We start from the raw sequence: 13,509 nt of genomic DNA on the forward strand, positions 1-13,509 counted from the left end.
AAGAAATGCCCCGGTCGAAAGGCCGGGGCATTTTTTTTGCCTGTGGTTATGGGGTTGCTGGGCCATTGCTATCGCAGGCACACCAGCTCCCACATTCGGCCGAGTACACCCCTTGGAATGCAGTCAAAAGTGGGAGCTGGCTTGCCTGCGAGGGCGACCGCACAGGCGACACAAACAAAAACGGCCTCCACTAGGGAGGCCGTTTTCAGTGCAACTAAGCGGTTGATGGCTTACTTGCGATCTTCCAACTTGGTGATGTCACGCGACTCGTAGCCGGTGTACAGCTGGCGCGGGCGGCCAATCTTGTACGGGCTGGAGAGCATTTCTTTCCAGTGGGAGATCCAGCCCACGGTCCGCGCCAGGGCGAAGATCACGGTGAACATGCTGGTTGGAATGCCGATCGCCTTGAGGATGATCCCCGAGTAGAAGTCGACGTTCGGGTACAGCGAGCGTTCGATGAAGTACGGGTCGGTCAGGGCGATCTCTTCCAGGCGCATGGCCAGTTCGAGTTGCGGATCGTTGTTGATGCCCAGTTCTTTCAGTACTTCGTCGCAGGTCTGCTTCATGACGGTAGCGCGTGGGTCGCGGTTTTTGTAAACCCGGTGACCGAAGCCCATCAGCTTAAACGGATCGTTCTTGTCCTTGGCCTTGGCGATGAACGTGTCGATGTTCGAGACATCGCCGATTTCATCGAGCATGGTCAATACGGCTTCGTTCGCACCGCCGTGGGCAGGGCCCCACAGTGCGGCGATACCGGCGGCGATACAGGCGAACGGGTTGGCACCCGAAGAGCCTGCCAGACGTACGGTAGAGGTGGAGGCGTTTTGCTCGTGGTCGGCGTGGAGGATGAAGATCCGGTCCATTGCCTTGGCCAGCACCGGGCTGATCGGTTTGATCTCGCACGGGGTGTTGAACATCATGTGCAGGAAGTTTTCCGCGTACGTCAGGTCGTTGCGCGGGTACATCATGGGTTGGCCCATGGAGTACTTGTAAACCATTGCGGCCAGGGTCGGCATCTTGGCAACCAGGCGGATCGCGGAAATTTCGCGATGCTGCGGGTTATTGATGTCCAGGGAGTCGTGATAGAAGGCCGACAGGGCGCCGACCACGCCGCACATGACGGCCATCGGGTGGGCGTCGCGACGGAAGCCGTTGAAGAAGGTCTTCAACTGCTCGTGAACCATGGTGTGGTTCTTTACAGTGCTGACGAACTGGGCTTTTTGCGCAGGCGTTGGCAATTCGCCATTTAGCAGCAGGTAGCAGGTTTCCAGGTAGTCCGACTTCTCAGCCAGTTGCTCGATCGGGTAGCCCCGGTGCAGCAGAATGCCATTGTCGCCGTCGATATAGGTGATCTTCGACTCGCAAGAGGCGGTCGACATGAAGCCTGGGTCGAAAGTGAAACGGCCCGTGGCCGTCAGGCCCCGTACGTCGATAACATCGGGACCAACGGTGCCGGTTAAAATGGGCAGCTCGACGGGGGCTGCGCCCTCGATGATCAACTGCGCTTTTTTGTCAGCCATGTGGCCTCCTATTTATGCTTCAAATCATCAGACAGACCCCCCACGCAGGGCCCGCACCACTATAGTGAGATAAATTCAGATGTCAATTTGCCTAAAGTCTTGCTCCAGAAGGCTTTAACCGTACTTTTTCGTCGAAATTGACTGCCATTTACGCCTTTTATACCGCCAGCGCAATCAGCTATTAGGGTGAGGTGTGCGCGTTGTCATTAGTAGCCTAACTGTCTATACTCGGCCACCGACCGCCAAGGGCTTTTGGGCTTGCTTTCATTGGGGGTCGCACTCCCTGGGTGGTGCTTACCTGACCAGTGCACTCCCCGACAACTTTGCCCTGATTGTTAGGGGCTCTTAAGTGTGAAAAAAGCCGTGAATAGCCAACGACCTGTAAACCTAGACCTAAGGACCATCAAACTCCCCATCACCGGCGTTACGTCGTTCCTGCACCGTGTTTCCGGCATCATCCTGTTCCTGGGCTTGGGCATCATGCTTTATGCATTGAGCAAATCCCTGGGTTCCGAGGAAGGTTACGCCGAGGTGAAGGCATGCTTGACCAGCCCGCTGGCCAAGTTCGTAGCATGGGGCCTCCTGTCCGCTCTGCTTTATCATCTGGTAGCCGGCGTGCGCCACTTGATCATGGATATGGGCATCGGTGAGACGCTGGAAGGCGGCCGCCTGGGCTCGAAAATCATCATCGCCATTTCCGTGGTGCTGATCGTTCTGGCAGGAGTTTGGATATGGTAACCAGCGTTACGAACCTTTCGCGTTCGGGCCTCTATGACTGGATGGCGCAGCGTGTGTCTGCGGTCGTTCTCGCGGCTTATTTCATTTTCCTGATCGGATACCTCGTCGCAAACCCGGGCATTGGCTATGAACAATGGCACGGCCTGTTTTCCCACAATGCGATGCGAATCTTCAGTCTGCTGGCACTTGTAGCTCTGGGCGCACACGCCTGGGTCGGCATGTGGACCATCGCGACCGACTACCTGACGCCGATGGCGCTGGGCAAGTCCGCGACTGCAGTCCGTTTCCTCTTCCAGGCAGTATGCGGCGTCGCGATGTTCGCTTACTTCGTCTGGGGTGTGCAGATTCTTTGGGGTATCTGAGTCATGGCTAACATTCCAACTATTTCCTTCGACGCCATCATTATTGGTGGCGGCGGTGCTGGCATGCGCGCTGCGCTGCAGCTGGCCCAGGGCGGTCACAAGACTGCCGTGATCACCAAGGTGTTCCCAACGCGTTCCCACACCGTATCGGCCCAGGGTGGCATCACCTGCGCCATCGCGTCCGCCGACCCGAACGATGACTGGCGCTGGCACATGTACGATACCGTCAAAGGTTCCGACTACATCGGTGACCAGGACGCTATCGAATACATGTGTCAAGAAGGCCCGGCCGCTGTGTTCGAGCTGGACCACATGGGTCTGCCGTTCTCGCGTACCGAGCAAGGTCGTATCTACCAGCGTCCATTCGGCGGCCAGTCGAAGGATTACGGTAAGGGCGGCCAGGCTGCGCGTACTTGCGCTGCGTCCGACCGTACCGGTCACGCGCTGCTGCACACGCTTTATCAGGGCAACCTGAAAGCCGGCACCACGTTCCTGAACGAGTACTACGCGGTTGACCTGGTCAAGAACGCACAAGGCGAGTTCGTCGGTGTGATCGCGATCTGCATCGAAACCGGTGAAACCACCTACATCCGCGCCAAGGCTACTGTTCTGGCGACCGGCGGTGCAGGTCGTATCTACGCATCGACCACCAATGCCCTGATCAACACCGGTGACGGCGTCGGCATGGCCCTGCGTGCAGGCGTTCCGGTACAAGACATCGAAATGTGGCAGTTCCACCCGACCGGTATCGCCGGTGCCGGTGTACTGGTTACAGAAGGTTGCCGTGGTGAAGGTGGTTACCTGATCAACAAGCACGGCGAGCGTTTCATGGAGCGTTATGCTCCGAACGCGAAAGACCTTGCCGGTCGTGACGTTGTGGCCCGTTCGATGGTTAAAGAAATCATCGCCGGCAACGGCTGTGGCCCGAACGGCGACCACGTACTGCTGAAGCTCGATCACCTGGGCGAAGAAGTCCTGCACAGCCGCCTGCCAGGTATCTGTGAGCTGTCCAAGACCTTTGCACACGTTGACCCGGTGGTTGCTCCGGTTCCGGTTGTTCCAACTTGCCACTATATGATGGGCGGCGTGCCGACCAACATTCATGGCCAGGCGATCACCCAGAACGCCGAAGGCGTGGACGAGATCATTCATGGTCTGTTCGCGGTAGGCGAAGTGGCCTGCGTATCGGTTCACGGCGCCAACCGCCTGGGCGGTAACTCGCTGCTCGACCTGGTGGTATTCGGCCGCGCGGCCGGCCTGCACCTCGAGAAGGCACTGACCGACGGCATCGAATACGATGACGCTACCGACGCCAATATCGAAGCTGCCCTGGCGCGTCTGAACGCTCTGAACGAGCGCACTGATGGCGAAGACGTAGCAACCCTGCGTCGCGAGCTGCAAAACTGCATGCAGAACTACTTCGGTGTATTCCGTACCGGCGAATACATGCAGAAGGGTATTGCCCAGTTGGCTGACCTGCGTACGCGCATCGCCAACGTCAAGATCAACGATAAGAGCCAGGCGTTCAACACCGCTCGTATCGAAGCCCTTGAGCTGCAAAACCTGTTGGAAGTGGCTGAAGCGACTGCGATCGCCGCCGAGGTTCGTAAAGAATCCCGTGGTGCTCACGCTCGTGAAGACTTTGAAGATCGCGACGACGAAAACTGGTTGTGCCACACCCTGTACTTCCCGGGTGACAAGCGCGTAACCAAGCGTGCCGTGAACTTCTCGCCGAAGACAGTTCCGACCTTTGAACCGAAGATTCGGACTTACTAAGGGTGGCTGCCATGTTGAAAGTCAGTGTTTACCGCTACAACCCTGATCAGGACGCTGCGCCGTTCATGCAGGAATTTCAGGTCGATACCGGTGGTAAAGACCTGATGGTGCTGGATGTATTGGCACTGATCAAAGAGCAGGACGAAGGTTTCTCTTATCGTCGCTCTTGCCGTGAAGGTGTGTGCGGTTCCGACGGCATGAACATCAACGGCAAAAACGGCCTGGCGTGCATCACGCCGCTGTCCGCCGTGGTTAAAGGCAACAAGCTGATCGTTCGTCCTCTGCCAGGTTTGCCGGTTATCCGTGACCTGGTCGTCGATATGAGCATCTTCTACAAGCAATACGAGAAAGTTAAGCCGTTCCTGCAGAACGACACGCCGGCTCCGGCCATCGAGCGTCTGCAGTCCCCTGAAGAGCGTGAAAAGCTCGACGGTCTGTACGAGTGCATCCTGTGCGCTTGCTGCTCGACTTCGTGCCCGTCCTTCTGGTGGAACCCGGACAAGTTCCTGGGTCCAGCTGCCCTGCTGCAAGCGTACCGCTTCCTGGCAGACAGCCGTGACACCAAGACGTCCGAGCGCCTGGCTTCACTGGATGACCCGTTCAGCGTATTCCGCTGCCGTGGGATCATGAACTGCGTCAACGTATGTCCCAAAGGCCTGAACCCGACTAAGGCCATTGGTCACATCCGTAACATGCTGCTGCAAAGCGGCGTGTAAGCGACGTTGTAGCAAAGCAGGACCGTTGTGCCCGTAAATGCTACGGCGCAGGCTTCAACCGGCGCCGTAGTTTTAACTTGAGCAGCGACTTACAAAGCCGCGGCTCTTATTTTGAAGAAATGAGACAAGCAGGGGCATTCGGGTTGGTACCCGAACTATCAGCGTGATCCTAAGTGGCTTGTTTTGGTCGCTGCACTTGGCCTTTTGCAAGCAAACTCGGTGTTTTCGCCGGTGGTGTCCCCAAATCGAGGGTGACCAAGCATGCAAGAAAGCGTGATGCAGCGCATGTGGAACAGCGGCTATCTTTCAGGTGGTAACGCTGCCTATGTGGAAGAGCTTTATGAGCTCTACCTGCACGACCCTAACGCTGTGCCAGAAGAATGGCGCACCAAATTTCAGACGTTGTCTTCAGACGGCAACGCTGCCACCGATGTATCGCACGCAACAATTCGCGATCAGTTTGTGCTGCTGGCAAAGAACCAGCGCCGCGCTCAGCCGGTTTCCGCCGGGAGCGTGAGCAGTGAGCACGAGAAGAAGCAAGTTGAAGTATTGCGACTGATCCAGGCCTACCGTATGCGTGGCCACCAGGCGGCCCAGCTTGACCCGCTGGGGCTCTGGCAGCGTCCTGCACCTGCAGACCTGTCGATCAATCATTACGGCTTGACCAATGCCGATCTTGATACGACCTTCCGTGCCGGCGACCTGTTCATCGGCAAGGAGGAAGCGAGCCTACGCGAAATTCACGAAGCGTTGCAGCAGACATATTGCCGCACCATCGGCGCTGAATTCACGCACATCACCGATTCCGAGCAGCGCCACTGGTTCCAGCATCGTCTGGAAGGTGTGCGTGGCCGTCCGGTATTGTCCGACGATGTGCGCAGCCACCTGCTGGAGCGCGTGACCGCAGCCGAAGGCCTCGAGAAATACCTGGGTACCAAATACCCGGGCACCAAGCGTTTCGGCCTGGAAGGCGGCGAAAGCCTGATTCCAATGCTCGACGAGTTGATCCAGCGTTCCGGTTCCTACGGCACCAAGGAAATCGTGATCGGCATGGCTCACCGTGGTCGCCTGAACGTGTTGGTCAACACCTTCGGCAAGAACCCGCGCGAGCTGTTCGACGAGTTCGAAGGCAAGAAGAAAGTCGAGCTGGGTTCCGGTGACGTTAAATACCACCAGGGCTTCTCGTCCAACGTGATGACCACCGGCGGTGAAGTTCACCTGGCCATGGCCTTTAACCCATCCCACCTGGAAATCGTTTCTCCAGTGGTCGAGGGTTCGGTGCGTGCTCGCCAGGATCGCCGTAACGATTCCACCGGTGAAAAAGTCCTGCCGATTTCCATCCACGGTGACGCGGCATTCGCCGGTCAGGGTGTGGTCCTGGAAACGTTCCAGATGTCGCAGACTCGCGGCTTCAAGACCGGCGGTACGGTTCACATCGTCATCAACAACCAGGTGGGTTTCACCATCAGCAACCCGCTGGACGCACGCTCTACCGAGTACGCGACCGACGTTGCCAAGATGATCCAGGCGCCGATCCTCCATGTGAATGGTGATGATCCGGAAGCCGTGTTGTTCGTGACCCAGCTCGCCATCGACTACCGCATGCAGTTCAAGCGTGACGTGGTCATCGACCTGGTTTGCTACCGCCGTCGCGGTCACAACGAAGCGGATGAGCCGAGCGGCACCCAGCCGTTGATGTACCAGCAGATCACCAAGCAGCGCACCACTCGTGAGCTGTACGCCGAAAGCCTGACCAAGGCCGGTGTGGTTGACGATGCGCGTGTTCAGGCGAAAGTCGATGAGTACCGCAACGCGCTGGACAACGGTCTGCATGTTGTAAAAAGCCTGGTTAAAGAGCCGAACAAAGAGCTGTTCGTGGACTGGCGCCCGTACCTGGGCCACGCCTGGACGGCGCGTCACGACACCTCGTTCGACCTCAAAACCCTGCAGGAACTGTCCGCCAAGCTGCTGGAAATTCCAGAAGGCTTCGTGGTGCAGCGCCAGGTTTCGAAGATCTACGAAGACCGTCAGAAGATGCAAGCCGGCGGCCTGCCGATCAACTGGGGTTACGCCGAAACCATGGCGTACGCGACCCTGGCGTTCGAAGGTCACCCGATCCGCATGACCGGCCAGGACATCGGCCGTGGTACGTTCTCGCACCGTCACGCGGTATTGCACAACCAGAAAGACGCGGGCACCTACATCCCGTTGCAGAACCTGTATGAAGGCCAGCCACGTTTCGACCTGTACGATTCGTTCCTGTCCGAAGAAGCCGTACTGGCGTTCGAATACGGTTACTCGACCACCACGCCTCAGGCGCTGGTGATCTGGGAAGCCCAGTTCGGCGACTTCGCCAACGGTGCCCAGGTGGTTATCGACCAGTTCATCACCAGCGGCGAGCACAAGTGGGGCCGTTTGTGCGGTCTGACCATGCTGCTGCCACACGGTTATGAAGGTCAGGGTCCGGAGCACTCCTCGGCCCGTCTGGAGCGTTACCTGCAGTTGTGCGCTGAGCACAACATCCAGGTGTGCGTGCCGACTACCCCGGCCCAGATCTACCACCTGTTGCGTCGTCAGGTGATCCGCCCGCTGCGCAAACCGCTGGTAGTGCTGACTCCGAAATCGTTGTTGCGTCACAAATTGGCCATCTCGACCCTGGAAGATCTGGCCGACGGTTCGTTCCAGACCGTTATTTCAGAAATCGACACCCTGGACGCGGCCAAGGTCACTCGCCTGATCCTGTGCAGCGGCAAGGTTTACTACGATTTGCTGGAAAAACGCCGTGCCGAAGGCCGCGAAGACATCGCCATCGTGCGGATCGAGCAGCTTTACCCGTTCCCGGAAGACGACCTGATGGAGGCCATCGCGCCTTACACCAACCTCACCAACGCGGTGTGGTGCCAGGAAGAACCGATGAACCAGGGCGCGTGGTACAGCAGCCAGCATCATTTGCGTCGCAGCGTCGGTAACCACAAGACAGGCCTTGGCCTTGAGTACGCCGGTCGTGATGCTTCTGCTGCACCTGCGTGTGGTTATGCGTCGATGCACGCCGAGCAGCAGGAAAAACTGCTGCAAGATGCTTTCACTGTTTAACGCCTTCGCGCTGACTGAAACCGAATTTTAAGGACCCACAGATAATGGCTATCGAAATCAAAGCCCCGTCATTCCCGGAATCGGTTGCCGATGGCACCGTTGCCACCTGGCACAAGAAACCAGGCGAGGCCGTCAAGCGTGACGACCTGATCGTCGACATCGAAACCGACAAAGTCGTGCTCGAAGTGTTGGCTGAAGCTGACGGCGTGCTGGGCGCAATCGTTGCCGAAGAAGGCGCTACCGTTCTGTCGAACCAGGTTCTGGGCTCGATCGAAGAGGGCAGCGCTGCCGCTGCTCCTGCTGCCGCCGCTGCTGCACCGGCCGCGGCTTCTGCTCCAGCTGCCGCTCCGGCTGCTGGTGGCGAAGACCCAATCGCCGCACCGGCTGCTCGTCAACTGGCTGAAGAAAACGGCATCAACCTGGCGTCCATCAAGGGCACCGGCAAAGACGGCCGTGTGACCAAGGAAGACGTGGTTGCCGCGGTTGAAGCCAAGAAAAACGCTCCAGCTACCGCACCTGCCAAGGCTGCTGCCCCGGCTGCCGCTGCGCCTGTGTTCGCCGCTGGCGACCGCACCGAGAAGCGCGTACCGATGACTCGGGTACGTGCCACCGTGGCCAAGCGCCTGGTTGAAGCACAGTCGAACATGGCGATGCTGACCACCTTCAACGAAGTCGACATGACCGAAGTCATGGCCCTGCGTTCGAAGTACAAAGACCTGTTCGAGAAGTCCCACAACGGCGTGCGCCTGGGCTTCATGTCGTTCTTCGTGAAAGCGGCCACCGAAGCGCTGAAGCGCTTCCCGGCAGTCAACGCTTCCATCGACGGCAGCGACATCGTTTACCACGGCTATGCAGACGTCGGCGTTGCCGTGTCCAGCGACCGTGGCCTGGTGGTTCCGGTTCTGCGTAACGCCGAGCTGATGAGCCTGGCTGAAATCGAAGGCGGCATCGCTGGCTTCGGTAAAAAAGCCCGTGACGGCAAGCTGACCATCGACGAGATGACCGGCGGTACCTTCACCATCACCAACGGTGGTACCTTCGGTTCGATGATGTCGACCCCGATCGTCAACCCGCCGCAAGCTGCGATCCTGGGCATGCACAACATCATCCAGCGTCCAATGGCCATCAACGGCCAAGTCGTGATCCGCCCAATGATGTACTTGGCACTGTCTTACGATCACCGCCTGATCGATGGTAAAGAAGCCGTGACTTTCCTGGTGACCATCAAGAACCTGCTGGAAGACCCGGCTCGTCTGCTGCTGGATATCTGATAGAAGCAGCTGCAGGCCTCAAGTGACAGGCTGCCGGATAAGGCAGCTGGGCTTGGGGCTTGCGGCTTGAAAGCTTGCTGCTAAATAGAGGAACTATTTTCATGTCGCAGAAATTTGACGTTGTAGTGATTGGTGCTGGTCCTGGCGGCTACGTTGCCGCGATCAAGGCCGCACAACTGGGCCTCTCGACTGCTTGCATCGAAAAATACACCGACAAGGAAGGCAAACTGGCGCTGGGCGGTACTTGCCTGAACGTCGGTTGCATTCCTTCCAAGGCGCTGCTGGACAGCTCCTGGAAATTCCACGAAGCCCAAAGCGGTTTCGCGATCCACGGCATCAACCATGCTGGCGTGACCATGGACGTGCCAGCAATGGTCGGCCGTAAAGCCAACATCGTTAAAGGCCTGACTTCCGGCGTTGCCACCTTGTTCAAGGCCAACGGCGTTACTTCTCTGCAAGGTCACGGCAAGCTGCTGGCCGGCAAGAAAATTGAAATCACCAAGCCTGACGGTTCGGTAGAAGTCATCGAAGCCGAGAACGTGATCCTGGCGCCAGGCTCGCGCCCAATCGACATTCCGCCTGCTCCAGTTGACCAGAACGTGATCGTTGATTCGACCGGCGCCCTGGAATTCCAATCCGTTCCTAAGCGTCTGGGCGTGATCGGCGCTGGCGTAATCGGTCTGGAACTGGGTTCGGTATGGGCCCGCCTGGGTTCCGAAGTGACCGTTTTGGAAGCCCTGGACACGTTCCTGCTGGCTGCCGACACCGCGGTGTCCAAAGAAGCGTTGAAAACCCTGACCAAACAAGGTCTGGACATCAAGCTGGGCGCCCGTGTTACCGGTTCCAAGGTCAACGGCGAAGAAGTCGTGGTGACCTACACCAATAAAGAAGGCGAGCAGACCATCACCTTCGACAAGCTGATCGTAGCCGTGGGTCGCCGTCCAGTGACCACCGACCTGCTGGCTTCCGACAGCGGCGTGAACATCGACGAGCGTGGTTTCATCCACGTTGACGATCACTGCGCTACCACCGTTCCAGGCGTGTACGCCATCGGCGACGTGGTTCGCGGCATGATGCTGGCGCACAAAGCTTCCGAAGAAGGCATCATGGTTGTCGAGCGCATCAAGGGTCACAAAACCCAGATGAACTACGACCTGATCCCGTCTGTTATCTACACACACCCGGAAATTGCATGGGTCGGTAAGAACGAACAGCAGTTGAAAGCTGAAGGCGTTGAAGTTAACGTCGGCACCTTCCCGTTTGCTGCTTCTGGCCGTGCCATGGCAGCCAACGACACCGGTGGTTTCGTCAAAGTCATCGCTGATGCCAAGACTGACCGCGTATTGGGCGTCCACGTGATTGGTCCAAGCGCAGCAGAATTGGTTCAGCAAGGCGCGATCGGCATGGAATTCGGCACCAGTGCCGAAGACCTGGGCATGATGGTCTTCTCCCATCCGACCCTGTCCGAAGCGTTGCATGAAGCAGCGTTGGCAGTGAATGGCGGCGCCATCCACATCGCCAACAAGAAGAAGCGCTAAGCGAGATAATAAGAAACCACGGCGGTTGCCCGTCGTGAGCCTTGCGCGCAAGACTCACCGCGGAATGTCCGCTGGACGCAGTCTTGCGCAGCTTTACGGGCGTTAAGCCCTGGAAGTTGTGCAAGCAGCAGTCACAGGTGGCGCGGCACTCATAATGAGCGCAGCGCCGAATGCGCAGTACCTAACGAAGACGGTAAAAAGCATGAATCTTCACGAGTATCAGGGTAAGCAGCTGTTCGCTGAATACGGCCTGCCAGTATCCAAGGGTTACGCAGTAGACACCCCGGAAGCAGCAGCAGAAGCTTGCGACAAAATCGGTGGTACCGAGTGGGTTGTCAAAGCCCAGGTCCACGCTGGTGGTCGCGGTAAAGCGGGCGGCGTTAAGCTGGTTCGCAGCAAAGAAGACGCCAAGGCCTTCGCACAGCAGTGGCTGGGCAAGCGTCTGGTGACTTACCAGACTGATGCCAATGGCCAACCAGTCACCAAGATCCTGGTTGAATCGTGCACTGATATCGCTAAAGAGCTGTACCTGGGCGCTGTCGTTGACCGTTCGAGCCGTCGCATCGTGTTCATGGCTTCCACCGAAGGTGGCGTGGACATCGAGAAGATCGCTCACGAAACCCCAGAAAAAATTCTGAAAGCCACCATCGATCCACTGGTTGGCGCTCAGCCATTCCAGGGTCGTGAGCTGGCTTTCCAGCTGGGCCTGGAAGGCAAGCAAGTTACCCAGTTCGCCAAGATCTTCGTAGGTCTGGCCAAACTGTTCAAGGATCACGATCTGGCCCTGCTGGAAGTGAACCCGCTGGTGATCAAGGCTGACGGCGATCTGCATTGCCTCGATGCCAAGATCAACATCGACGCCAACGCCATGTACCGTCAGCCTAAGCTGAAGACTTTCCACGATCCGTCGCAAGACGATCCGCGCGAAGCGCACGCTGCCAAGTTCGAGCTGAACTACGTAGCCCTGGAAGGTAACATCGGTTGCATGGTCAACGGTGCTGGCCTGGCCATGGGTACCATGGACATCGTCAACCTGCATGGCGGCAAACCAGCCAACTTCCTCGACGTGGGCGGTGGTGCTACCAAAGAACGCGTAACCGAAGCCTTCAAAATCATCCTGTCCGACTCCAACGTCGCTGCAGTATTGGTTAACATCTTCGGCGGCATCGTTCGTTGCGACATGATTGCCGAAGGCATCATCGGTGCAGTGAAAGAAGTCGGCGTTAAAATCCCGGTTGTTGTTCGCCTTGAAGGTAACAACGCTGAACTGGGCGCTAAAGTACTGGCAGAAAGCGGTTTGAACATCATCGCGGCTACCAGCCTGACCGACGCTGCTCAACAAGTTGTCAAAGCTGCGGAGGGCAAATAATGAGCGTCCTGATCAATAAAGACACCAAAGTTATCTGCCAGGGTATTACCGGTTCGCAAGGTAGTTTCCACACCCAGCAAGCCATCGAATACGGCACCAAGATGGTGGGTGGCGTTACTCCGGGCAAAGGCGGCACCGAGCACCTGGGCCTGCCAGTGTTCAACACCGTGAAAGAAGCAGTAGAAACCACTGGCGCCACTGCCAGCGTGATCTACGTTCCAGCTCCTTTCTGCAAGGACTCCATCCTGGAAGCAGCATTCGGCGGCATCAAGCTGATCGTTTGCATCACCGAAGGCATTCCTACCCTGGACATGCTGGACGCTAAAGTTAAGTGCGACGAGCTGGGTGTTACCCTGATCGGCCCTAACTGCCCAGGCGTGATCACCCCAGGCGAATGCAAGATCGGCATCATGCCAGGTCACATTCACTTGCCAGGTAAAGTCGGTATCGTTTCGCGTTCCGGCACCCTGACTTACGAAGCTGTTAAGCAAACTACTGACGCCGGTTTCGGTCAGTCGACTTGCGTCGGCATCGGCGGTGACCCGATCCCAGGCTCCAACTTCATCGACATCCTGAAGCTGTTCCAGGAAGACCCGAAGACCGAAGCGATCGTAATGATCGGTGAGATCGGCGGTTCGGCTGAAGAAGAAGCGGCTGCCTACATCAAGGCCCACGTGACCAAGCCAGTTGTTTCCTACATCGCTGGTGTGACTGCCCCTGCGGGCAAGCGCATGGGCCATGCTGGCGCAATCATCTCTGGCGGCAAAGGCACTGCAGACGAGAAGTTCGCTGCCCTTGAAGACGCAGGCGTTAAAACCGTGCGTTCGCTGGCAGACATCGGCAAGGCTTTGTCCGAGCTGACCGGTTGGGCTGTCAAGTAAGCCTCGCGCTTAGCTGACGCTTTACCAAGCAAAGGCCACCTTCGGGTGGCCTTTGTGCATTCTGGGTATTCTCATCAGATTGGATGCCCCGTCCACCTGTGGGAGTTGGCTTACCTGCGATAGCATCGACGCGGTTTGCCTGATGGGCCGAGTCGCCCGCATCGCAGGCAAGCCAGCTCCCACATGGGTCTGTATTGCCAAATTTAAGTATGAAAATGCGACATTTGGATGTCGCTTATCGGACA

General features: G+C 57.7%; 10 protein-coding genes. 9 read left to right on the forward strand and 1 reads right to left on the reverse strand.

Going from position 1 to position 13,509, the window contains the following annotated elements; translation table 11 throughout:
- Positions 1–230 precede the first annotated feature (230 nt).
- Positions 231–1,520, reverse strand: coding sequence for a citrate synthase (gene gltA / locus KZH41_RS10480; RefSeq protein ID WP_094950717.1), 1,290 nt, complete (start codon positions 1,518–1,520; stop codon positions 231–233).
- A 351-nt stretch (positions 1,521–1,871) separates the two neighbouring features.
- Here gltA and sdhC point away from each other — a divergent pair, with 351 nt between their 5' ends.
- From sdhC to sucD, 9 genes are all read left to right on the forward strand, one after another.
- Entirely contained in the window at positions 1,872–2,258 is a 387-nt protein-coding gene (gene sdhC / locus KZH41_RS10485; protein ID WP_094950716.1) for a succinate dehydrogenase, cytochrome b556 subunit, read from the forward strand.
- On the forward strand, positions 2,252–2,620 hold the full coding sequence (sdhD, locus tag KZH41_RS10490; RefSeq protein ID WP_003172805.1) for a succinate dehydrogenase, hydrophobic membrane anchor protein: 369 nt from the start codon (positions 2,252–2,254) through the stop codon (positions 2,618–2,620). The genes sdhC and sdhD overlap by 7 nt, the downstream gene beginning before the upstream one ends.
- Before the next feature lie 3 nt (positions 2,621–2,623).
- A complete protein-coding gene (sdhA, locus tag KZH41_RS10495) occupies positions 2,624–4,396 on the forward strand; it encodes a succinate dehydrogenase flavoprotein subunit (protein WP_094950715.1) in 1,773 nt (590 codons plus the stop codon).
- Positions 4,397–4,407: 11 nt separating this feature from the next.
- Positions 4,408–5,112 (forward strand): succinate dehydrogenase iron-sulfur subunit, encoded by a 705-nt coding sequence (locus tag KZH41_RS10500; RefSeq protein WP_003172807.1) that lies wholly within the window; start codon positions 4,408–4,410, stop codon positions 5,110–5,112.
- Positions 5,113–5,373: 261 nt separating this feature from the next.
- Positions 5,374–8,205 (forward strand): 2-oxoglutarate dehydrogenase E1 component, encoded by a 2,832-nt coding sequence (locus KZH41_RS10505; RefSeq protein ID WP_242155187.1) that lies wholly within the window; start codon positions 5,374–5,376, stop codon positions 8,203–8,205.
- A 44-nt stretch (positions 8,206–8,249) separates the two neighbouring features.
- On the forward strand, positions 8,250–9,476 hold the full coding sequence (odhB, locus tag KZH41_RS10510; protein ID WP_263274780.1) for a 2-oxoglutarate dehydrogenase complex dihydrolipoyllysine-residue succinyltransferase: 1,227 nt from the start codon (positions 8,250–8,252) through the stop codon (positions 9,474–9,476).
- A gap of 101 nt (positions 9,477–9,577) precedes the next feature.
- Positions 9,578–11,014: a dihydrolipoyl dehydrogenase gene (gene lpdA / locus KZH41_RS10515; RefSeq protein ID WP_094950712.1), complete on the forward strand. Its 1,437-nt coding sequence runs from the start codon at positions 9,578–9,580 to the stop codon at positions 11,012–11,014.
- Between the two features lie 202 nt (positions 11,015–11,216).
- Positions 11,217–12,383: an ADP-forming succinate--CoA ligase subunit beta gene (gene sucC, locus KZH41_RS10520; RefSeq protein WP_094950711.1), complete on the forward strand. Its 1,167-nt coding sequence runs from the start codon at positions 11,217–11,219 to the stop codon at positions 12,381–12,383.
- Positions 12,383–13,264: a succinate--CoA ligase subunit alpha gene (gene sucD, locus KZH41_RS10525; protein ID WP_065872666.1), complete on the forward strand. Its 882-nt coding sequence runs from the start codon at positions 12,383–12,385 to the stop codon at positions 13,262–13,264. Before sucC ends, sucD begins: the two co-directional genes overlap by 1 nt.
- Positions 13,265–13,509 lie beyond the last annotated feature (245 nt).

The sequence above is a fragment of the Pseudomonas sp. YeP6b genome, from assembly GCF_025642995.1.
Classification (GTDB): Bacteria; Pseudomonadota; Gammaproteobacteria; order Pseudomonadales; family Pseudomonadaceae; genus Aquipseudomonas.

Bases quoted from the DNA above. Each gene is read 5' to 3' on its own strand.
- gltA (WP_094950717.1), bottom strand. From the start codon at position 1,520: ATGGCTGACAAAAAAGCGCAGTTGATCATCGAGGGCGCAGCCCCCGTC.
- sdhD (WP_003172805.1), top strand. From the start codon at position 2,252: ATGGTAACCAGCGTTACGAACCTTTCGCGTTCGGGCCTCTATGACTGG.
- sdhA (WP_094950715.1), top strand. From the start codon at position 2,624: ATGGCTAACATTCCAACTATTTCCTTCGACGCCATCATTATTGGTGGC.
- KZH41_RS10500 (WP_003172807.1), top strand. From the start codon at position 4,408: ATGTTGAAAGTCAGTGTTTACCGCTACAACCCTGATCAGGACGCTGCG.
- KZH41_RS10505 (WP_242155187.1), top strand. From the start codon at position 5,374: ATGCAAGAAAGCGTGATGCAGCGCATGTGGAACAGCGGCTATCTTTCA.
- odhB (WP_263274780.1), top strand. From the start codon at position 8,250: ATGGCTATCGAAATCAAAGCCCCGTCATTCCCGGAATCGGTTGCCGAT.
- lpdA (WP_094950712.1), top strand. From the start codon at position 9,578: ATGTCGCAGAAATTTGACGTTGTAGTGATTGGTGCTGGTCCTGGCGGC.
- sucC (WP_094950711.1), top strand. From the start codon at position 11,217: ATGAATCTTCACGAGTATCAGGGTAAGCAGCTGTTCGCTGAATACGGC.
- sucD (WP_065872666.1), top strand. From the start codon at position 12,383: ATGAGCGTCCTGATCAATAAAGACACCAAAGTTATCTGCCAGGGTATT.